Annotated in this window: 25 protein-coding genes; 21 read left to right on the top strand and 4 right to left on the bottom strand. The window is 45.6% G+C overall.

Features of this window, described 5'->3' with window-relative positions; all coding sequences use genetic code 11:
- Positions 1-148: 148 nt before the first annotated feature.
- From K7397_RS12920 to K7397_RS12885, 8 genes are all read left to right on the top strand, one after another.
- The gene (locus tag K7397_RS12920; RefSeq protein ID WP_223068365.1) at positions 149-925 is read left to right on the top strand and encodes an HAD-IIA family hydrolase; all 777 of its coding nucleotides are present in this window, start codon (positions 149-151) and stop codon (positions 923-925) included.
- 45 nt (positions 926-970) lie between these two features.
- Positions 971-1,525, top strand: a complete 555-nt coding sequence (locus K7397_RS12915) for a glycerol-3-phosphate responsive antiterminator (protein ID WP_223068364.1) — start codon at positions 971-973, stop codon at positions 1,523-1,525.
- Between the two features lie 203 nt (positions 1,526-1,728).
- Positions 1,729-3,438, top strand: a complete 1,710-nt coding sequence (locus K7397_RS12910) for a glycerol-3-phosphate dehydrogenase/oxidase (RefSeq protein ID WP_223068363.1) — start codon at positions 1,729-1,731, stop codon at positions 3,436-3,438.
- Positions 3,439-3,513: 75 nt separating this feature from the next.
- The gene (locus K7397_RS12905) at positions 3,514-3,675 is read left to right on the top strand and encodes a hypothetical protein (RefSeq protein WP_337926722.1); all 162 of its coding nucleotides are present in this window, start codon (positions 3,514-3,516) and stop codon (positions 3,673-3,675) included.
- Positions 3,676-3,762: 87 nt separating this feature from the next.
- On the top strand, positions 3,763-4,509 hold the full coding sequence (locus K7397_RS12900; protein WP_223068362.1) for a glycerophosphodiester phosphodiesterase: 747 nt from the start codon (positions 3,763-3,765) through the stop codon (positions 4,507-4,509).
- Positions 4,506-4,670: a hypothetical protein gene (locus tag K7397_RS12895; protein ID WP_223068361.1), complete on the top strand. Its 165-nt coding sequence runs from the start codon at positions 4,506-4,508 to the stop codon at positions 4,668-4,670. Before K7397_RS12900 ends, K7397_RS12895 begins: the two co-directional genes overlap by 4 nt.
- A gap of 289 nt (positions 4,671-4,959) precedes the next feature.
- Positions 4,960-5,550, top strand: coding sequence for an AAA family ATPase (locus tag K7397_RS12890; RefSeq protein WP_223068360.1), 591 nt, complete (start codon positions 4,960-4,962; stop codon positions 5,548-5,550).
- Positions 5,551-5,787: 237 nt separating this feature from the next.
- Positions 5,788-6,684 carry a PhzF family phenazine biosynthesis isomerase gene (locus K7397_RS12885; protein WP_223068359.1) on the top strand — a complete coding sequence of 299 codons (897 nt, stop codon included), beginning with the start codon at positions 5,788-5,790 and terminating at the stop codon, positions 6,682-6,684.
- A gap of 184 nt (positions 6,685-6,868) precedes the next feature.
- Here K7397_RS12885 and cysK read toward each other — a convergent pair whose 3' ends face one another.
- The 4 genes from cysK to K7397_RS12865 form a co-directional block, all read right to left on the bottom strand.
- Positions 6,869-7,804, bottom strand: a complete 936-nt coding sequence (gene cysK, locus K7397_RS12880; RefSeq protein WP_223068358.1) for a cysteine synthase A — start codon at positions 7,802-7,804, stop codon at positions 6,869-6,871.
- A gap of 110 nt (positions 7,805-7,914) precedes the next feature.
- Positions 7,915-8,520 (bottom strand): uracil-DNA glycosylase, encoded by a 606-nt coding sequence (locus tag K7397_RS12875; protein ID WP_237690892.1) that lies wholly within the window; start codon positions 8,518-8,520, stop codon positions 7,915-7,917.
- Positions 8,517-9,302, bottom strand: a complete 786-nt coding sequence (locus tag K7397_RS12870) for a DUF72 domain-containing protein (RefSeq protein WP_223068357.1) — start codon at positions 9,300-9,302, stop codon at positions 8,517-8,519. Before K7397_RS12870 ends, K7397_RS12875 begins: the two co-directional genes overlap by 4 nt.
- 2 nt (positions 9,303-9,304) lie before the next feature.
- Positions 9,305-12,436: a DNA polymerase III subunit alpha gene (locus K7397_RS12865; RefSeq protein WP_223068356.1), complete on the bottom strand. Its 3,132-nt coding sequence runs from the start codon at positions 12,434-12,436 to the stop codon at positions 9,305-9,307.
- Positions 12,437-12,695: 259 nt separating this feature from the next.
- Here K7397_RS12865 and K7397_RS12860 point away from each other — a divergent pair, with 259 nt between their 5' ends.
- The 13 genes from K7397_RS12860 to K7397_RS12810 all read left to right on the top strand — a co-directional run bounded on the left by K7397_RS12860 (position 12,696) and on the right by K7397_RS12810 (position 19,440).
- Entirely contained in the window at positions 12,696-12,878 is a 183-nt protein-coding gene (locus tag K7397_RS12860) for a GNAT family N-acetyltransferase (RefSeq protein ID WP_223068355.1), read from the top strand.
- Positions 12,879-13,274 (top strand): GNAT family N-acetyltransferase, encoded by a 396-nt coding sequence (locus tag K7397_RS12855; protein WP_337926725.1) that lies wholly within the window; start codon positions 12,879-12,881, stop codon positions 13,272-13,274.
- Between the two features lie 183 nt (positions 13,275-13,457).
- Complete coding sequence (locus tag K7397_RS12850) at positions 13,458-13,979, top strand: NUDIX hydrolase (protein WP_223068353.1); 522 nt, start codon at positions 13,458-13,460, stop codon at positions 13,977-13,979.
- A 259-nt stretch (positions 13,980-14,238) separates the two neighbouring features.
- The gene (locus K7397_RS22210; RefSeq protein ID WP_420488782.1) at positions 14,239-14,550 is read left to right on the top strand and encodes a DinB family protein; all 312 of its coding nucleotides are present in this window, start codon (positions 14,239-14,241) and stop codon (positions 14,548-14,550) included.
- Positions 14,544-14,750 carry an NUDIX domain-containing protein gene (locus K7397_RS21545; protein WP_337926721.1) on the top strand — a complete coding sequence of 69 codons (207 nt, stop codon included), beginning with the start codon at positions 14,544-14,546 and terminating at the stop codon, positions 14,748-14,750. The genes K7397_RS22210 and K7397_RS21545 overlap by 7 nt, the downstream gene beginning before the upstream one ends.
- Entirely contained in the window at positions 14,704-14,913 is a 210-nt protein-coding gene (locus K7397_RS21540) for an NUDIX hydrolase (RefSeq protein ID WP_237690891.1), read from the top strand. Before K7397_RS21545 ends, K7397_RS21540 begins: the two co-directional genes overlap by 47 nt.
- Before the next feature lie 73 nt (positions 14,914-14,986).
- A complete protein-coding gene (locus K7397_RS12840; RefSeq protein WP_223068352.1) occupies positions 14,987-15,415 on the top strand; it encodes a hypothetical protein in 429 nt (142 codons plus the stop codon).
- 92 nt (positions 15,416-15,507) lie between these two features.
- Positions 15,508-15,858, top strand: coding sequence for a VOC family protein (locus K7397_RS12835; RefSeq protein ID WP_223068351.1), 351 nt, complete (start codon positions 15,508-15,510; stop codon positions 15,856-15,858).
- A 285-nt stretch (positions 15,859-16,143) separates the two neighbouring features.
- The gene (locus K7397_RS12830; protein WP_223068350.1) at positions 16,144-16,389 is read left to right on the top strand and encodes a DUF2164 domain-containing protein; all 246 of its coding nucleotides are present in this window, start codon (positions 16,144-16,146) and stop codon (positions 16,387-16,389) included.
- A gap of 52 nt (positions 16,390-16,441) precedes the next feature.
- The gene (locus tag K7397_RS12825; RefSeq protein WP_223068349.1) at positions 16,442-16,900 is read left to right on the top strand and encodes an NUDIX hydrolase; all 459 of its coding nucleotides are present in this window, start codon (positions 16,442-16,444) and stop codon (positions 16,898-16,900) included.
- Between the two features lie 14 nt (positions 16,901-16,914).
- The gene (locus K7397_RS12820; RefSeq protein ID WP_223068376.1) at positions 16,915-17,262 is read left to right on the top strand and encodes an NUDIX domain-containing protein; all 348 of its coding nucleotides are present in this window, start codon (positions 16,915-16,917) and stop codon (positions 17,260-17,262) included.
- 66 nt (positions 17,263-17,328) lie between these two features.
- Positions 17,329-17,700 carry a hypothetical protein gene (locus tag K7397_RS12815; protein ID WP_223068348.1) on the top strand — a complete coding sequence of 124 codons (372 nt, stop codon included), beginning with the start codon at positions 17,329-17,331 and terminating at the stop codon, positions 17,698-17,700.
- Between the two features lie 240 nt (positions 17,701-17,940).
- Positions 17,941-19,440, top strand: a complete 1,500-nt coding sequence (locus K7397_RS12810) for a glycoside hydrolase family 32 protein (protein WP_420488784.1) — start codon at positions 17,941-17,943, stop codon at positions 19,438-19,440.
- Positions 19,441-19,524 lie beyond the last annotated feature (84 nt).

Raw genomic sequence — 19,524 nt, 5'->3', positions numbered from 1 at the left:
TCATAACGAACGAGTCGGTTAGGCGGAGACTAAGAGATCAACCCTTACCCGTATTCGCATCTTCTCCCCAGGGAGAGTGCGCATATAGCGGCTAAGGGTTTTTTGTTTATCCGCGGCCGGTCAAGCTTAGACTTGGAGGGAGGGCAGCATGAGAGGCTATATTTTTGATTTGGATGGTACCGTATATTTGGGTGATCGGTTGATCGAAGGAGCGGCCGAAGCGATTCAAACGCTGAAGGAGAGGGGGGATAAGGTTGTTTTTTTATCCAACAAGCCCATTGCGACCAGACAATCCTATGTTCAAAAATTGACCAAAATGGGGATTCCGACCGATTTAAGAGAGATTCTGAACTCTTCGCTCATCGTAGCCCGTTATTTGCAAAAACGGTTGAAGACGGGGGAAAAGGTGTACGTGATCGGCGAGGAGCCCATTAAAGAGGAACTCCGGGAGCATGGAATTACCCCTCTTGACGCCTATGACACATCAATTCCAGATTACGTCGTGCTGTCCTGGGACAGGGAGTTCAATTACGATAAATTAAACCGCTTATATCAAGCGGCCGTACGCGGAGCCTTTATTATCGCGTCTAACCCCGACTGCACATGCCCGCTTGAGGATGGCCAACTGCCGGATACGGGCACGTTCATCGCTGCTCTGGAGTCGGCGACAGGGAAGCCGATCGATATCGTGATCGGCAAGCCGTCACCAATCTCGGCCATGGCAGCCGTAGAGCAAATCGGGCTGGATTGCCGAGACTGCGTCATGGTCGGGGATCGACTCGATACGGATATTAAGATGGCCTACAATACCGGCATGCAGTCTGTGCTTGTTCTGACCGGAGTAGGAACAAGGGAAGCGGCGGTGGCCAGTCCGTATCCGCCCGATCATATTCTGTCAAGCATCAAAGACATCATTTATCTCTAAGCATCGCGTGATATAATCGACTTACCAAAGCTTGGAGGGATAGCCATGTATCCGATTGTAGATTTAGTCGATCATCAGACGATCGCCGCCGTGCAAAAAACGGAACTTCTGGATCTGGCGCTGGAGTCGCAGGCGAATATCATCTTTTTGTTGACAGGTACCATCTTCAATGTGAAGGACTTGGTCGAACGGGTAAGAAATTCCGGCAAACAGGTCTTTCTTCATATGGAGTTCTTAGAAGGCATTGCGGCGGACCGAACCGGCCTTTCCTATGTGGTGGAGCATGTACGGCCGACAGGTATCATTTCGACGCGAAGCAACTTGATCCGATTTGCCAAGGATATGAATCTGATGGCGATTCAGCGCATGTTTCTAATTGATCGCAACGCGGTGGTTAAAGGAATCAAAGCGGTCGAGCAAAGCTTGCCGGACGCGATTGAAGTAATGCCCGGCATTATGCCGCGGATTATTCGCGAGATGACGAATTTAACCCCGTTGCCGATTATCGCTGGCGGGCTAGTCGGGACACAGAAGGAAATCGACGAAGCGTTGGAAGCGGGCGCACTTGCGGTATCGGTCGGTTCGTCCGAGCTCTGGTAACGAAAGCAAACCTATAAACAATATTCAAAGCGGGCGGAGACGAGGAGAGCCCACTTTGGAGCAGATTAACTTGTTCCTGAAGGGGATGGTGTCTGTTTCAAGGTGGGCTCTTTTATTAAAAAGGTAAGCATTTAACCCCGGTCGCCCATCCTCGAAGGATTTGTTAGAAGTGTTCTCATTCAGAAGGAGAAGGGGGATTTGGAATGAATTTTTCGGCAAGAAACCGGCAAAACCTGCTTCAAGGTATGCAGGAGCAAGTGATGGACGTTCTCATTATCGGCGGCGGCATTACCGGGGCAGGTATTGCGCTCGATGCTGCTGAGCGGGGGATGAGCGTCGGTCTGATCGAAAAGAATGATTTCGGCTCGGGCACGAGCAGCCGATCGACAAAGCTCATTCACGGAGGGCTTCGCTACTTGAAGCAAGGGGACGTCAAGCTGGTGCAGGAGGTAGGTCGCGAACGTACGATTTTATACAAAAATGCTCCCCACCTTGTCATCCCTGCGCCGATGTTGCTACCGATTTATAAGGGCGGTACCTACGGTTACCTGATGTCCTCCATTGGCTTGTATGTCTACGATTGGCTGGCCGGTGTAGCGTGGAAGGAACGCCGCAAGATGCTTGGCAGAAAAAAGACGATGGAGCTGGAGCCTCTGCTGAAGACGGAAGGACTGAAGGGAGCCGGCCTTTATTTCGAATATCGCACCGACGATGCGCGGCTAACTCTCGATATTATGAAAACCGCTTCGATGCGCGGAGCCCAAGCCGTCAATTATGCCGAGGCGGTCCGTTTCCTGTATCGGGACGGGAAAGCCGTCGGCGTGGAGGTTCGTGACCGGATAGGGGGCTGTACCTATAAGCTGCATGCGAAGCACATTGTCAACGCCACAGGTCCATGGGTGGACGACGTACGCAAGTTGGATGGCTCGATGCAGGGCAAGCGTTTGTTCTTGACCAAGGGAGTCCATCTCGTCTTCGACTCCGCGAAGCTGCCGGTGAAGCAGTCCGCTTACTTCGATACGCCCGACGGGCGGATGGTGTTTGTTATTCCGCGGAGTTCGGTCACGTATGTCGGAACGACCGATACGGCCTACGACCAATTGATCGATTCGCCACGCACGACCTTGGAGGATCGCGATTATTTGCTAAGGGCCGTTAACAGTATGTTCCCCTCATTGCAGCTGACTCCAGGTGATGTCCGCTCTCATTGGGCCGGCCTGCGGCCGCTCATTTATGAGGAGGGGAGAGGGCCCTCCGAGCTTTCGCGGAAGGACGAAATATTCCATTCATCGACCGGCCTCATCACGATTGCGGGGGGCAAGCTGACAGGCTTTCGTAAAATGGCGGAGAAGGTCGTTGATCTGGTCGCTCAGCGAATCCACGCTGCGGAGGGCCGCATGTTCCCGGGCTGCACAACTGATAAGATTACGATCAGCGGCGGCGAAAATATGGGGAAAGGCACATATGCGGTTTGGAAGAACGAGATGTTGCAAAGTGGCGTCCGGCTTGGAGTAAGCGATGCGGCCATGCAGGAGTGGATCGATATTTACGGCACTGGCGCTTTGGCCATTGCGGAGCGTTTTGCAGCAAGAGGCTTAAGCGGGCTGCCGCAAGGTCAACGGGAGCTGTTTGCGCTCGTAAGCTACGCGGTCGAGAATGAAATGACGGTGACGGCCGTCGATTTTGTCCGGCTGCGTACGGGCTGGTCCTACTTCCAGCTCAGCAAGGCGGAGGACAACGCGAGCCAAGTTCTGAAGTTTATGGAAGAGCTGCTCGGTTGGGACGCGGTTGAGCAGGAAAGGCAAGGGCAAGAGCTGGAGCGGCTGTTCCGTTCGATCCGAGAGCTGCCCGCCAACGATAAGGCTGTGGGAATGCGTGTAATCGGTGAAGATAAAATACCGGTGTCTCGATAATCCGAGAGATCACCGGCCGAACCGGGCGGCTCTCAGCGGCACAGTCTATTACATGAGGAGAGGAGGTGAACCGATTTGAGCAGCATATGGCAAATATCGGATTGGGATCTCACGCTCAGGCTGCTGCTCGCAGCAGTCTGCGGCGGACTGATCGGGCTCGAAAGGGAATGGAGCAATCACGCGGCGGGTTCCTCGTTATGCTGCTTATTTGATGGCGGCCAGTGTTATGATTATTAGCCCGATCGTGATCATATTCGTTTTTACACAGAAGTATATCGTCGCCGCAATGGCGAATTCGACATTCAAGTAAGGAGGCATTCTTCTATGACGCAGCATTCAATACCACTCGTTATAGCCCATCGTGGAGCGGCCGGGGAAGCGCCGGAAAATACGCTTGCAGCCTTCCGGCTTGGCATGGAGCAAGGCTGCGATGGCATCGAGCTCGACATTCACCTGACAAAGGACGGCGAGCTCGTCGTTATTCATGACCCTACGCTGAATCGAACAACGAACGGTATAGGCGCGGTGGCCGAGCAGAGTCTGGCTGAGATTCGTCAATACGATGCAGGCGGCTGGTTTCATGAATCGTTCGCAGGAGAGCGGATTCCGACGCTGGAAGAGGTGATCGACCTCGCGCCGCCCGAACTGCTGATCAACGTAGAAATTAAGGGTGGCATCGGCAAGGGTGTGGAAGAGACGCTGGCCCGGCTGCTTCGCCGGAAGAACCGATTGGATACTGTTGTCGTATCATCCTTCGATTTTAAGAGTTTGGCAATTCTTAAGGAGCTTGAACCGTCCGTGAAAATCGGGCTTCTGTACAACAACAGACTCGCGCACCATTGGAAGCTGCCAGCTGCAGCTGGGATAGAGGTATATTCCCTGCATATGAGTATGAAACGGCTTGACAAGGAGGACGCAGAAGCCGCCAGGCAGCATGGCTACGCTGTATACCCTTGGACGGTCAATGACGCGGACAAAATGCGACTTGCCATTTCCTATGGCGCAGATGCTATCATCACCGATTATCCAGGAAGGCTTCGCGCCCTTCTTCGCGAAGTGGCGACCGGATGATTCGGCGCTCATTGATGCATAATGCCGCCGCTCCTCCGATGACCGAAGGGATCGTCCAGACGGAGGGAGGACTGTATGTCCTGTTCGAGTCGGGTGCGGCATCCTATCGCTCCAATGGGGCGTATCCGCTTGATCATTTATATTTGCTCGATTGCAAATAATTCCATCCGTAAGCCTTTACCCAGGTTATGGGTAAGGGTTTTCATGTTATACTGGTTGAGTATCGCATTCAATTAGAATCGGAGGAAAGCCAGCCATGTTGATAACAGGCCTTGCTCATCACGGCTACCCGAAGAAATACCCGGATCACCTTACCGCCTCGCGGCCAGGAAACCGGGAGACTAAGATAAGATCTATCTAAATTTCCTCGCTTCCTTTAAGGTGGTGGGGGTTCGTGATACAAGAACGTTTGCAGAAATCATTGAAAAATATAAAGAAGAGGCGATAAACTTGATCCTTTGGATTAATGGAGCGTTCGGGTCCGGAAAAACGACAATATCTTATGAGTTGCATAGAAGATTACCAAATTCGTTTATTTATGATCCGGAGAAGATCGGTTACTTTATCAGAAGAAATTCTCCAAAACAAATAGTAAAGGATGATTTTCAAGATTATGAAATTTGGAGAACTTTCAATTATTCAATGCTCAAAACGATACATAATGATTTTTCTGGAATAATCATAGTACCAATGACTATAGTAAATCCTCAATATTTTTACGAAATCATTGAAAAATTAAGAGACGATGAAATAGAAATCAAGCACTTTACATTGCTTGCTTCGCATGAAACATTATTGAAACGATTGAAAAGGAGAGGAGATGGAATCAACTCATGGCCTGCACAACAAATAGAAAGATGTATAAGGGGTTTGACGCAAGATTTGTTCAAATTCCATATAAATACAGATGACTTAACTATTGAAGAAGTAGTAGATCAGATTGCTCAAGAAGCAACAATTAAATTGCTCCCCGATAATCAAAGTGAAATACAAAAGAAAATTGCTCGATTAATTATCAAAATAAAACATATCCGGATATAAGCAAGAAGTTTGGATGAAAATTCGAAGAGGGGAACTTCAGCTAACATCGCATTCATGCTGCTGGCATCCGCCCTCGGTCCGACAGAGTTTATAGGCAGGGGAGAGTAATCAGTAGGACAACCGCTGGGAGCCTAAGTCTGGAGCCCCGTTCGATGTGCTTACTTTAGGCTTTAGCGTTCGTAAACACAAAACGTTAGTGGAAATTGGCACAAGACTATTTTTAAAGAGGGATCAGAGATGCGTAAAAGAAGAAAAGTCTTACATTATGATGCTTTTTCATCAAAGGCTAATAAGGGTAATCCTGCTGGAATCGTATTGAATTCAGAAGATTTAGACGAGAAATCTATGCAATCAATTGCAAAGTTTGTGGGATTTAACGAAACCGTATTTATTACGAGATCAGACAAGGCTGATTTGAGGTTGAGGTATTTTACACCTGGTCACGAAATAAATTTATGTGGTCATGCTACTGTGGGATCGATGTATTGCTTAAAGACATTGGGAATAATTGAAGAATTAAGAGATGAGATAACCATAGAGACGAATGTTGGTATTTTACCGATCAGTTTCGAAACAAGAAATGGTGATTTATTTGTTACAATGAAACAAGATGAACCCCAATTTATTCCGTTTCATGGTTCTACTGCTAAGCTCGCAGAAAGTATGGGGATATCCGAAGAAGAAATTGATGATTCTATGCCAATTGTATATGGTAGCACAGGGGCATGGACTCTATTAGTACCAATTAAAAATCTAAATAGTTTCTCAAAGATGAAGCCCAATAATCAGATATTTCCCGAGATTTTAATAGAGAATTCGAGATCATCAATTCATCCTTTCAGTCTGGAGTCTTTTGACAAGTATTCAATGATGCATGCAAGACATTTTTCTTCTCCATATTCAGGAACGATTGAAGATGCAGTGACTGGAACGGCCTCAGGAGCCATGGGCGCATATTATTTAACTTATCTGAACAATGATGTTTCACAGGTAGAATTTGTTGTTGAACAAGGACAAGAAATTGACAAAGATGGAAGAGTGTTTGTAAGTGTGAGGCGTACCGAAAGTAGTATGAATGTATATGTTTCAGGGACAGGTGTTTTTGTTCAAGAACTGGATATTTTGTATGCCTAATCGAGGAAGAGCAGACAACGGCACTTTCTAAACCGCAGAGCGGCCAGTACTGACGTGCCTTAAGGTGGTGATGGTTGGAGAATACACCAACGTTTGGCGAAAAACGAAAACCCCTTGGACATGCAGCGAATGTGCCAAGGGGTTTTTCTGCGGAAGGATTCGTTCAACTTATAAGTTCCAATGCTTATTCTGCTGCAAACAATTCGGTTGACAGATATCTTTCGCCGGTATCAGGGAGCAGGACGACGATGTTTTTGCCCGCATTCTCAGGTCTCTTGGCGATTTCGAGAGCCGCAAACGCAGCCGCACCGGAAGAAATGCCGACAATCAGGCCTTCGCTTCTTGCCAGCGCGCGTGCGGTTTCAAAGGCATCCTCATTTTTGACGGTAACAATTTCGTCCACTACAGATCTGTTGAAGTTATCCGGAACGAATCCGGGACCAATGCCCTGGATTTTATGAGTCCCTTTGGCGCCTCCGGAAAGGACAGGGGAACTAAACGGCTCCACGGCGATGATCTTCACAGATTCCTTCTTCTGCTTCAACACTTCGCCAACGCCGGAAATCGTACCGCCGGTGCCTACACCGCCGACAAAAATATCCACTTCCCCGTCCGTATCCCGCCAAATTTCTTCGGCCGTTGTTGTCTTGTGGATTGCCGGGTTGGCCGGGTTCTTAAATTGCTGCGGAATGTAGGAGTTAGGCGTGCTCGCCGCAATCTCCTCGGCCTTCTTGATCGCGCCGGGCATACCGTCTGCGGCCGGCGTCAGCACAAGCTCCGCGCCCAAAGCTTTCATCAGCTTTCTTCTTTCAATACTGAAGCTTTCCGGGAGGGTGATGATCAGCTTGTATCCAAGGGCAGCGGCCGCGAATGCCAGGCCTACGCCGGTATTTCCGCTGGTAGGCTCGATAATGACGGAGTCCTTATTGATTAAACCCTTGTCTTCAGCATCCTTGATCAAGGCGTAAGCAATCCGGTCTTTCACACTGCCGGCGGGATTGAAGTACTCAAGCTTGGCGATAATTTTTGCTCCGACATTCTGCTCTTTGTTGAAATTGATGAGTTCCAGCAAAGGGGTATTCCCAATCAGTTGCGTAAGATTTGTTGCGATTTTGGCCATTGTTTTTTTCCTCCACCTTTGTGATAAGTATTCCGACCTAATTTATCGGCTATATAGAATTTACTACTTTTTGGAGTAAAAAACAAGATCATCTGTCTAAAACAATTACTTTAGTTCCTTGTCAGGGCCGCTCCGACAGCAACAAGATCCCGCTTCAAAAGATCCCTTTTGCTCTCGTCTCGGAAGACGGCGGAAGGGTGGTAGGTCGGCATGATACGAATTCCGTCCTTCTCCTGCCAATTTCCGCGGATCTCCGTAATTTTCGCTTTCCAGTCGATTACCGCTTGCACGGCAATACTTCCGAGGCATACGATGAATGACGGGCGAATGATTTCGATTTGCCGAAGCAGAACGGGCAGCGCTTCTTTGACTTCTGATCTGCGCGGCGTCCGGTTCCCGGAAGGTCTCACCTTGATCACGTTCGTTACATAGGCCTCTTCCCTAGCAATGGATACCTTCGATAAATATCGGTCCAAAAGTCTGCCCGAATTGCCGACAAACGGCCGGCCTGTTTCAGCTTCCTGTTTCCCGGGCGCCTCCCCGATCAGCATCAGACGGGCATGCTCGGGACCTTCGCCGAAGACAAGCTGCTCACCCGGTTCAGGTTCAAAGGTTCGTAGGCAGACATTGTTCAACGATTCCAAATTGTCAATCTTCTGCAAATCGAGAGTAGAGACGGTCTCGCTGCTCATTGGTGATGTCAATTGTGGATTCATTGCGGTAGAGCCGCCTTTTCCAGCATTTCCCGCAGCATCCGTCCGTTGATCACGGCTTGCGCCCGGTAGTGGTTGTTCATGCTGACGAACGTTTTTTCCGTTTTGTCCGCGAGTTTTTGAATGTTCGGAACCCACTGCTCCAGCTCGTTGTCGGTATATAAATAGTCGTAACGTTCGTAGGTTTCTTTGTGATGCCACCACTTTTTGTAATTCCTCCCGTGGAACCGCACGTAACCGATCCGGCCGGTTGCCCGAACCACTGGAGGAACGAGCGTTTTGAACTGCGGTTCGTCGACGCAAACATAACCGAGCTGTTCTTCCTCCAGCAGATCGAAAATCCGGTCATCAATCCACTCCTCGTGACGGAATTCCACGACTACCGGAATGTCCCCCATCATTTCCCTGAATTCCTTCAAATAATCGCGGTTTTCATCCCGGTTCCGAAAGCTTGTTGGAAACTGGGCGAGCACACAGCCGAGTTTTCCCGCCTCAATTAACGGTTTAAGCGCTTCCTTGAAATCGACAAAATGTTGTTCGTTATCCTCCCGTTTGTGCGTCATGCCACGATAGGCTTTCATCACGAACTGAAAATTGTCGGGCGTTTTCTCCCGCATATGATACAGCATATAACGGTTCGGCATAGCGTAATACGACGAGTTCACCTCGGTAAACGAAAATTCGCGCGCGTAAAACGGCAGCATTTCTTTTTTGTCCAATTTCTCCGGGTAAAAAATTCCACGCCAATCCTCATAGCTATATCCAGCCGTTCCGATCAGAAGCATAGTCATCCTCCAAACGCTTTGATTTTCTCGGCAATCATATGTGTGTTCATATCATTCGTCCGTATGATGCCTTCGATTAATATGCCCTGAGGATTCAATTCGTATAAAAAAGATTCATAAATCTCCGGGTACAGTATCGTTTCAAGCATACCGGATTGATCGAGGACGAGGAGTACCAGCACGTATTTCCCGCCGGCTGCCGGTTGCCGCCTGCTGTGAATGATCGTTCCGCAAATGCGAACACGGGTACGATCACGGGATCGGGACAACGCTTCTTCGATCGGAACAACGTTGAAACGACGGGCGAAAGCTCTCCATTTTGCGGATAGGGAAGACTGCAGCGAAAAGCCGAGCCGTTCTTTCTCCATTCTTCTTTTTTCAATCTCCGTAAAATCGGGCGGGGCTGCAAAATGAGGGGTGTCGAAATCACCGTTTGACCTATCGCTTAAGGCGGCGAGCATCTGGCGTCTGCTCCCGCCCAGCAGGTCGCAGGCTCCGGCGGCGATCCAGGCTTCAAATACCGGCGTCTTGATCTGGAATGGGCTCATACGCTTGATCAACTCGGCAAAAGAACGGAATTCGCCATCTTGGTCTCGTGAGCGGAGCAGCGCAGTCACCGATTTTGGCCCGGACCCGCGTATCGCATCCAGGCCGGCGCGAATTCCTTCGTTCTCCGCCTGAAACCCGATCCGGCTGCGGTTGATATCGGGGCCAAGTAGCGGAATGCCCCATCTTCCAAGCTCCATGATATATACCTTTTTGTCGTAGTATCCACCTTCACCGCTCAGCACGGAGGCCATGTATTCTTTAGGATAATGCGTTTTCAGATAGACCGTCCAGTAAGAAAGATAAGCATAGGAGACGCTGTGGGCTTTGTTGAAGCTGTATCCTGCAAACCGCGCCAAAAAATCGAACACGGCCACAGCCTCTTGTTCCGTTATTCCTCGCGCCGCCGCTCCGCAGATAAAACGTTTCTGCTGGTCTGCGAGCGCATGCGCCGATTTTGAAGAAAGAGCCCGTCTTAGCAAATCCGATTCTCGCATGGAAAAACCGGCTACTCTGTGCGCGATAGCCATGACCTGCTCCTGATACAGGATCAAGCCGCAGGTTGGCGACAGGATAGATTCCATTTCAGGGAGGATCACTTTAAATGTTTCCTCGCCGCGTTTTCTTCGCAAATACGTTTCCACAATGCCTTCACTCCAGGCGCCGGGGCGGTACAATGCGAGCAGATCAGCCAAATCGTCGATGCTTTGCGGCCGCATTCTGCGCATTAATTGGCGGATTCCCATGCTTTCTAGTTGAAAGCATCCGATTGTATCGCCGTTTGCGAGCGTTCGAAAGGTATCGGGATCGTTCAGGGGGAGACAGCTAACTTCCAGACGGATGCCCGTTCGTTCCTGAATAGCGGCGAGCGTATCGTGAATGATCGTCAGATTTCGCAGGCCCAGCAGGTCGATTTTCAATAAGCCGAGCGTTCCGATGTCTTCCTTGGTGAAGGGGGTCATCGGTTCTCCGTTTGGTCTTGAAAGTAAAGGAATCGTCCGGGAAATTTGCCCGTCTCCAATTAAAATGCCCGAAGGATGAGCGCTGTAATTATGGGGCAGCCCTTCGATCCGTTCGGCCAGTCGAAACAGTGACCGGAACGGCTCTTGGTCGATCGGCAGCTTTTGCAGTTCCGGAAGCGTGTCCAGGCAATGACGAAGTCCGCCTTTTCCGGAAAAAGCGGGCATCAGCTTGGCCAAAACTTCGATTTGCTGTTGCGGAAGACCGAGCAGGGCGCCTGCTTTCCTGACTGCGCCCCTCGTTCCGTAAGTGTTCAGAACACCAACACGGGCAACCCGGTCCGATCCATACTTTGACTTAATGTAATGCAAAATTTCTTGCCGCCGTCGTTGGCAGACATCCAGATCAATATCCGGCAATGTGAGACGGTCGGGACTCAGGAAGCGTTCGAACGACAGCCCGTGAAGAAGCGGATTGACTTCCGTAATGCCGAGCGAATAAGCCACTAAACTGCCGGCTGCGGAGCCTCTTCCTGGTCCAACGGGAATCCCCTGGGTTCGCGCAGCCTGTACAATATCCGACACGATCAGAAAATAATCGGATAATCCGCGTTTCGTAATGACCTTAAGCTCCCGGTGAAGCCGTTCAATGACCTCCCGGTTTTCCGGTGCTTTGAAATAGCTTGAACCGAAACGTTGTTCCACTCCTGCCCGGCATAGACCGCGAAGCATATCGTCAGGGCTTAGCGGTAGAATCGCAGTCCCGGTAACGGCCGATTCCGGTTCAGCAAACGGCCCCTGATGCTTCGGCCAGACTCTTTTCCTCCCCTCGTGAGAACCAGAGAAGCTCGGAAGGCGGTATTGTCCAGGTTCAGGCCGAAACCGGCACCGCCGGGCGATTCGAACGGTATTTGCCAAAGCTTCCGGAAGATGGCGGAATTTCGTCTCCATTTCAAGCGGAGAAGGGAGGTAGAAAGGTCCTGATTCTGGTAGTACGGCAGGGTCGTAAGCAGTTTTACCATGCTTCAGAAGTTCAAGGAGCGAAGCATCCTCGGGATCAAGGTAATGGACATCGTGAGTCGCCACTAGCGGAATTCCCGTGCGGCGTGAAAGCTGTACTGTGCGCTCGATACAAGCCTCATCATCCGGGAACCCGTGATTCTGTACCTCGAGAAAGAAGTTATCTCTCCCGAATATCTGCAAATAGTGCAGCGCTTGCTCTTCAGCTTCGGCTATTTTTCCGGACGCAACCAGACGGTGAATGGTCCCTGTTCTTCCGCCGCTTAGCGCAATAATATCGCCATGGGATACGGCTGAACGAAAAGAACCGTCATTCAATCGTTCAATCATCTGCGTGTATCCCCGGTTCGTTGCAGCTAGTAAAAGAAGAGACTCTCCGCTCTCGCCTACGGTCATCTCGCAGCCGATCACAGGATGAATCCCGTGGCGTCGCATAAGCTCATAAAATCGCACAGAGCCATTTAAGGTTCCCTTGTCCGTGATTGCAAGTGCCTCCATATTCCACTTCTTGGCCGATTCCGCAAGATCGTCCAACCGGCATAACGCTTTCGTCAGGCTGTATTCTGTATGGACACGCAGATGGACGAAATTTGAACCGGACTTTTCCATACCAATCCCTCCTCCCGAATAAGAACATTTGTTCCATCATACCGGGATGAATCGCCAGTGTCTACGGATGGTTGTTTCCGGTTCATGAAATAGAAGGAAACGAAGGTGAATCTTTCAGTAAGATGTTGTGTCTTTGTTAGTCACTATTTAGCGGCTTTTACTATGGAAAGAATTAAAGGAAGAGAAAGGAATTGAAGAAACAGATATTGAATTAAGTGGGAGGATTAAAGATTAAAACCAATTAGTGAGGTACTGTAGGATGCATACGATTCATACTGGAACACAAACGATTGAAACCGAAAGATTACTTTTGAGGAAGTTTGTCGTAGAAGATGCTGGAGATATGTTCGAAAACTGGATAAACGACAAGGAGGTTCAATCAAATTATGGTGAACCAGTGTATGGAAGCATAGATTTAGTAAAGGGGATTTTAGAACGATAGATTTCATCTTACTCAAGCAATGAATTTTACAGATGGGCTATTGTCTTGAAAGAAAATAATGAGAATATCGGACAAATTGCTTTTTGTAGTATCGATCTAAAAAATCGTTATGCTGACATAGAATATTGCATTAGCAGATTTTATCAGGGTAAAGGATATGCATCAGAAGCCTTACATGCAGTCATAAAATTTACATTTGAAAATACTGGATTAAACAGGTTGCAGGCTTTTCATGGAGGAAATAATGTATCTTCAGGAAAAGTTTTGCAGAAATCATTAATGATGTATGAGGGGACTTTAAGGAATTCCTTCTATTCTGAAGAAAAAAATGAATACTACGATAGGATATATTATGGAATAATAAAAACAGATTATCTCGATAGTTTTCTATCGTGAAGTTCCATTGGAACGTTAGCTGGAATACCCTAATGATCTTATCTAATTGAAGTGAATTTGAGAATTAGGGCATTATCCCTCAGTCTTTGATAAAAAAGTGGCTTGGAGATACCTTGCATCCCGTGTGCGATCTGCCTATTCGAGAGGCTTAATATAAATCAAAAAAGAAGGGGGTGTAATGACTTGAAAATCATTGAGGAACAATTCAATCTTTACGGGGAACCGGATTATGATACTCAGTATATCAATTGGAGAGTTGACGATTTGGAAACACATATGTATGTGACTTTTTATGATTTTACATCCATTGATGATAGTAGATTAAAATTTGCTGTTATTCTAACGAAATACAATAACCAGTGGATCTATGTGAAACACAAGGAACGAACAACATGGGAAATTCCAGGAGGGAGAAGAGAAGTAAATGAAGCTATTGACGAAACGGCAAGACGCGAACTTTATGAAGAAACAGGAGCCATTTCATTTAGTTTACGCCCCTTATGCGCATATTCTGTGAGACAAGATAATGGTGAAGAATCGTACGGGGGTTTTTATTATTCAGAGGTCAAAGAGATTGGACAGTTGCCAACGGGAAGTGAAATTGGCCAAGTATCCTTTATGAAGGAGATGCCAAAGGATTTGACATATCCAGAGATCCAACCGAAATTATACAACAGAGCTTTGCAGATCTTATCATTAGGATAAGACTATCCATCGCGCAAAATTATAGAATCAAATAACGGGGGTGGCATGTTGAATACTAATCGTTTTCCAATTGGCCAATTTACAGCGTACGAAAATCCTGACATGGAACACATTAAAACTTGGATATCAGAGATTGAAAAAACACCGGATTTAATAAGATGCAGCGTAATTAATCTTACTGATGAGCAATTAAATACGCCATATCGACCAAATGGCTGGACAATAAGACAGGATTGTTCACCATATAGCGGATAATGATATGAATGCGTATTTTCGATTTAAAAGAACTTTGACGGAAGAATGTCCTCAAATACCATCATACTCGCAAGATAAATGGGCTGAGTTGATAGATTACAGCGAGCCGATTGCCATTTCTATCAATTTAATCGATTCAATATACCACCGATTTCGAGTATTACTTCGAAGTTTAACTCCTAATGATTTTAAGCGCACAATGAATAGTGTAACTTTTGCAATAATGAGTTTGGAGACAGCGGTTCAAAGACTCTTGTGGCATGATAGACACCATCTGGCTCAGATTCAAGAGTTAAAAAAGATAAAAGGATGGTAGGAAAATATAATGAAATCCAGGAGATGGTAAAATTGCCAAAGGTAGAAATGACAAATATGTGTATGATTTATGATAAAACAAGCGGCAAGGTCTTAGTTCAAGATAGAATCAAATCTTGGAAAGGAATCTCATTTCCAGGAGGACACATCGAAGATGGTGAGAGTATTGTTGATTCCACAATTAGAGAGATCAAAGGATAAAACAGAAGAAGGCAGTCTTTTTTGGGTAGATAAGAATGAATTAGGGTCACTTTCTCTCGCAAATGGTTTAAAAGTAAGGTTACCCATGTTTTTCGATAAAAAGTATTCTGAAGGATTTGGAGTTTGGAATGAAAATAATAAAAGTGAATTAAAATGGCAGTAAATATCTATGCGCATTTTCATAAGGGTAAGGTTTTCAAAGATTGGGAGAATAACTAATTGAGGGTGATGATCACATGGATGCTTCGTATTTCCTTAGACATTTCCTTGCAGGTATAAAATATCGCTGTACTAAAGCAATATCCAGTGCGAAAGAAAATTACCCAACTTTTGAAGTCGGAAGTGGCGTGAGAACTCCTCTTGAGATCTTGTCTCATATTTCTTATGTTCTTCGCTGCGCTCAATCGGTTTTTAATAGCGATACTAAGTTAGATGTTAATCTAAAGTCTTGGGAAGAAGAGGTAGAACAGTTTTATAAGGAAATAGAATTGCTAAATAAATACATTTCCAATGGAATACCTGACCGTGAAAGAATAGTCGAAAAGCTTCTGCAAGGACCATTATCAGATGCAATGACACATGTAGGACAATTATCAATGATAAGAAGAATAGCCGGAGATCCGATCACAGGAGAGAGCTTTTTTGATGCCGATATAAAGATATAAAACCCACGTTAGAGCATTTCAAAAAGGCCGATGTCATCAAACACCGGATTCACGCTACCCCTACCAAACTATTACTAATTGGAGGCGATTGAATGAACCCAATACAAAACCAAATTGGAACAGTATTCATTCCGGTAAGCAACATTGAACAAGCCCGTGATTGGTATTGTGACATTCTGGGCCTACCAGTTGATGGAGAAATATTATATGGTCATCTCTTTGTAATACCGATGAAGGGTACCAGTATTGTTTTGGATAGTAAAATTTATTCTGAGGACTCTATTTTTAGAGTACCAGCATTTCATTTTAATACAGATAATATAGAAGAAGCATATGAATATATGAGATCAAAGAATGTAAATTTAACAACTTTGATAGAACATAATCATTGGTTTAACTTTAAAGATCCCGATGGGAATCAATTAATGGTATGCAAGTGTTAGATAAAGGGAGGCATTCAGCCCTCGATCCGGCAAAATTAATTTCAGAACTTACAATCGTCTGCAGCAGGGAGCACATTCAGCTGTACCATTCATGAAAAGAAGTGAAAAACATGGCCCCAAAAATTTGGAAAAAGGAGCTTATTGGCTTAAGCATAGGTCAGTCCTTCGGACACTTAGATCACGATGAGCATAAAAAACCATTTGACATGAAAGTTATGGAGGACTACAAGAGCGATAAAATAACGGGCATCATGATGTCAACTAACCTTTGAGGAGGTAGGTAACATGATCGTTTTAAAGCTGCCAAGAGAACAGAAGGAACAATTGATAAAACGCGTACAGGATTATTTTTATGAAGAAAGATCGGAGGAAATAGGCGAGCTATCGGCGGAATTATTTTTAGATTATATGATAAAAGAGATCGGCCCCGTTATTTATAACCAAGCCATCCATGATGCAATAAAAACGGTTAACGAAAAAGTGATATCCCTGGAAGATGATCTACATTCAATGGAAAAGCCAATTAGATAGACGTTTAGGTTGTAATGGTATAAAGATAGGAAGCTCAAGAAGGGACAAATACATGACTCAAAACGGAATTGTCTTAGTTGCCAGTGTATCCGTAATTCGGGATGGCAAAGTGCTGATCATCAAAGAAAATAAATCATCCGTCAGGAATCAGTGGAATTTCCCATCTGGACGAATAGAACCTGGAGAAGATATCCTGGCTGCTGCTTGCAGGGAGGTGAAAGAAGAAACCGGATATGATGTCAAGCTTACGGAGACAACGGGTGTCTATAATTTTGTAAGCAGTACGAACGATCAAGTCATCATGTTTCACTTTATTGGTGAAATTACTGGAGGATCTCTTCAGTTCGATATGAATGAGATCATAGATAGCAAGTGGGTCATGATATCTGATTTCATGATTACGGATCGAATTGAACTTCGTAATGCAGATGTCATTAAACAAATTGCCGAAAATCTTATGGCTGGGAAATTTTATCCATTAACTTTTTTTAATCAACAATTGGTCAAGTAGAGCTGGTCTAGTGGATAAGGAGTTTCCCTGAAAGCCCGGTTGAAGGAGCTATTAGAGAAGTTAAAGAAGAAACAGGCTTGGATGTTACGAATTTAAAATTCAAGGGGATTTATGAGTATGTTAATGAAAAGGCAAGGGACCGATACATAATTTATAACTACATAACGAGCGACTTCACAGGTGAATTATTATCGAATACAAGAGAAGGCAGGCCAAAATGGATTCACATTGATGATTTGAACAAGCTTCCAATGCAAGAATCGGTTAGAAGAAGGCTGCCTTATTTTTTTAGAGAGGGAACATTCGAAATACATGTTGTATGGGATGAGGGAGAAAAAGAAGTACGTATCAGGGAAACCTAGTTTTCGAGAATTTAGGTTGAAGGGCTAGCGTCATTCTTAATTTCATTGCAAGAGCGGAGGAGTCTAATGGTTAAAGAGCTTAATTTTACCGAGATATTCAATACTCTAAAAGCGATTTTAGAACAGTACGAATCTGAAATGGATTTGAAAGTCAGTACCAATGAACAGTATTACCTGGATACATTTAAAATCAATCCGATCAACAAGAAGATATGCTTTTTCGCCTCTACGATGATCAAGAAAAACTATGTTAGCTACTATTTAATGCCCGTATATGCCTATCCGGAATTGTTATCTGGCATATCTGATGACTTAAAGAAACGAATGCAAGGTAAATCGTGTTTTAATTTTAAGCAAGAAGATAAGGCTTTATTTGAAGAACTAAAAAAATTAACTCATAAAGGCTACTTGAAATATAAAGAGGAGAATCTGATTTGAGGAGATGGGTAAAGAATGGATCTGCAAAATATTGCAGAAGCTCAAATGGATAAATGACTAAAATAATACATTTGCCTTATCTTATTTGAAATTATAAATAAGTTCGTTATAATAGATAAAATATTCATCTCAATGACAACAAGAGAACACAAAGCAGAGAATGAGGTGATCATTTTGAAGAGAAGAGTATTCATATTCATCATATTATTAAGTATTTTGACGATAGGGATAGGGTTAGCAGTGCAGTATTCCGAAAGCAATAAGAAGCTCAGAACAACCGTCACAACCGTCGCTGATCAAAAGCCAACCTATCGAGCCAATTATCATTTTGCGACTCCGGACAAATGGAAGAATGACCCTCAGAGGCCGATTTATTTCGATGGAGAGTATCATTACTATTATCTCTATAATCGTGATTATCCAAAGGGGAATGGAACAGAATGGCGCCATGCTGTATCCACGGATTTGGTGCACTGGAGAGATGAAGGAGTGGCCATCCCTAAATATACAAACCGTAATGGTGATCCATGGACGGGATCCGTCGTTGTGGATGATTCCAATACCGCAGGCTTTGGGAAAGGGGCACTTGTGGCGATTGTGACTCAGCCCTCTGCCGACGGGGGGAAGCAGGAACAATATTTATGGTACAGCACAGATAAAGGAAAAACGTTTAAATCCTATAGCGACAAGCCCGTTATGCCGAATCCAGGCCCGAAAGATTTTAGAGATCCGAAAATCATTTGGGATGACCAGAATCATAAATGGGTAATGACCATGGCTGAAGGGGCGAAAATAGGCTTTTATGAGTCTCAAAATTTAAAAAATTGGACCTACACCAGTGGTTTCTTTACGGAAAATATCGGTATTGTAGAGTGTCCTGATCTTTATCAGATGCGAGCGGATGACGGGACTACTAAATGGGTTCTTGGCGTCAGCGCAAACGGCAAATCGATAGGACAACCAAACACTTACGCCTACTGGACTGGAAACTTTAACGGCAAGGAATTCTTCCCGGATTACAAAGAACCGCAGTGGCTGGATTATGGCTTTGATTGGTATGGCGCTGTAACATTTGAAGAAGGAAAAGACGGCGATAAATTAAATCATCGTTATGCTCTCGCTTGGATGAATAATTGGGACTATGTCCATAATACGCCAACCTTGCAGGAAGATTTTAACGGTATGGATTCCATTGTTCGTGAAATTAAACTAAAGAAAGCAGGCGATCAAGCGTATTACTTGGCTTCTCAACCCATTGAAGCATTGAATCAATTGGCCGTTTCAACGGATTCTTTAGATCAAATAGAGGTTAATGGCTCCAAAACGCTTGACGTAACAGGCGATACGTACCAGCTTGAAACCGATATCTCTTGGTCGGAGCTCAAAAATGTAGGATTAAGACTGCGAGAATCCGCAGACAAAAACCGCCACGCAGATGTCGGAGTTTTTACAGAAGGCGGGTACTCGTATGTGAATAGAGCTTTCACCGGACAGCCGGATAAGACTGGAAAATACGTGGAGAGCAGAGCGCCTTTTGATCAGAGCAAGAAGAATGTTCACTTAAAGATCCTCGTCGATAAAACGAGTATTGAAGTTTTTGTTGATGACGGGAAAGTCGCTTATTCAAGTGAAATTTTCCCGGATTTCAACGATCAGGGAATTACCCTATTCTCTGAAGGAGGCACTGCAGTCTTTAAAAATGTCGTGATCAAGCACTTCAACAAAGATCAAAATGGATGACCATCCGCTTTAAGGATCAACCTCGGGAAGCACAATAAACCGCAGAAAAAGCCCTTGCCATCACATCGACTTCAGGTCGATCCT

The sequence above is a fragment of the Paenibacillus caui genome (genome assembly GCF_019904135.1).
In the GTDB taxonomy this organism is placed as follows: domain Bacteria; phylum Bacillota; class Bacilli; order Paenibacillales; family Paenibacillaceae; genus Fontibacillus; species Fontibacillus caui.
The sequence above is the reverse complement of the archived record's forward strand: the minus strand, read 5'-3'. Positions and strand labels throughout refer to the sequence as shown.

Bases quoted from the DNA above. Each gene is read 5' to 3' on its own strand.
- K7397_RS22210 (WP_420488782.1), top strand. From the start codon at position 14,239: ATGAATGCGTATTTTCGATTTAAAAGAACTTTGACGGAAGAATGTCCT.
- K7397_RS12885 (WP_223068359.1), top strand. From the start codon at position 5,788: ATGCGTAAAAGAAGAAAAGTCTTACATTATGATGCTTTTTCATCAAAG.
- K7397_RS12870 (WP_223068357.1), bottom strand. From the start codon at position 9,302: ATGCTTCTGATCGGAACGGCTGGATATAGCTATGAGGATTGGCGTGGA.
- K7397_RS12830 (WP_223068350.1), top strand. From the start codon at position 16,144: ATGATCGTTTTAAAGCTGCCAAGAGAACAGAAGGAACAATTGATAAAA.
- K7397_RS12900 (WP_223068362.1), top strand. From the start codon at position 3,763: ATGACGCAGCATTCAATACCACTCGTTATAGCCCATCGTGGAGCGGCC.
- K7397_RS12865 (WP_223068356.1), bottom strand. From the start codon at position 12,436: ATGGAAAAGTCCGGTTCAAATTTCGTCCATCTGCGTGTCCATACAGAA.
- K7397_RS12910 (WP_223068363.1), top strand. From the start codon at position 1,729: ATGAATTTTTCGGCAAGAAACCGGCAAAACCTGCTTCAAGGTATGCAG.
- K7397_RS12875 (WP_237690892.1), bottom strand. From the start codon at position 8,520: ATGAATCCACAATTGACATCACCAATGAGCAGCGAGACCGTCTCTACT.
- K7397_RS12860 (WP_223068355.1), top strand. From the start codon at position 12,696: ATGCATACGATTCATACTGGAACACAAACGATTGAAACCGAAAGATTA.
- K7397_RS12895 (WP_223068361.1), top strand. From the start codon at position 4,506: ATGATTCGGCGCTCATTGATGCATAATGCCGCCGCTCCTCCGATGACC.
- K7397_RS12835 (WP_223068351.1), top strand. From the start codon at position 15,508: ATGAACCCAATACAAAACCAAATTGGAACAGTATTCATTCCGGTAAGC.
- K7397_RS21540 (WP_237690891.1), top strand. From the start codon at position 14,704: ATGGTGAGAGTATTGTTGATTCCACAATTAGAGAGATCAAAGGATAAA.
- cysK (WP_223068358.1), bottom strand. From the start codon at position 7,804: ATGGCCAAAATCGCAACAAATCTTACGCAACTGATTGGGAATACCCCT.
- K7397_RS12840 (WP_223068352.1), top strand. From the start codon at position 14,987: ATGGATGCTTCGTATTTCCTTAGACATTTCCTTGCAGGTATAAAATAT.
- K7397_RS21545 (WP_337926721.1), top strand. From the start codon at position 14,544: ATGGTAGGAAAATATAATGAAATCCAGGAGATGGTAAAATTGCCAAAG.
- K7397_RS12815 (WP_223068348.1), top strand. From the start codon at position 17,329: ATGGTTAAAGAGCTTAATTTTACCGAGATATTCAATACTCTAAAAGCG.
- K7397_RS12915 (WP_223068364.1), top strand. From the start codon at position 971: ATGTATCCGATTGTAGATTTAGTCGATCATCAGACGATCGCCGCCGTG.
- K7397_RS12825 (WP_223068349.1), top strand. From the start codon at position 16,442: ATGACTCAAAACGGAATTGTCTTAGTTGCCAGTGTATCCGTAATTCGG.
- K7397_RS12920 (WP_223068365.1), top strand. From the start codon at position 149: ATGAGAGGCTATATTTTTGATTTGGATGGTACCGTATATTTGGGTGAT.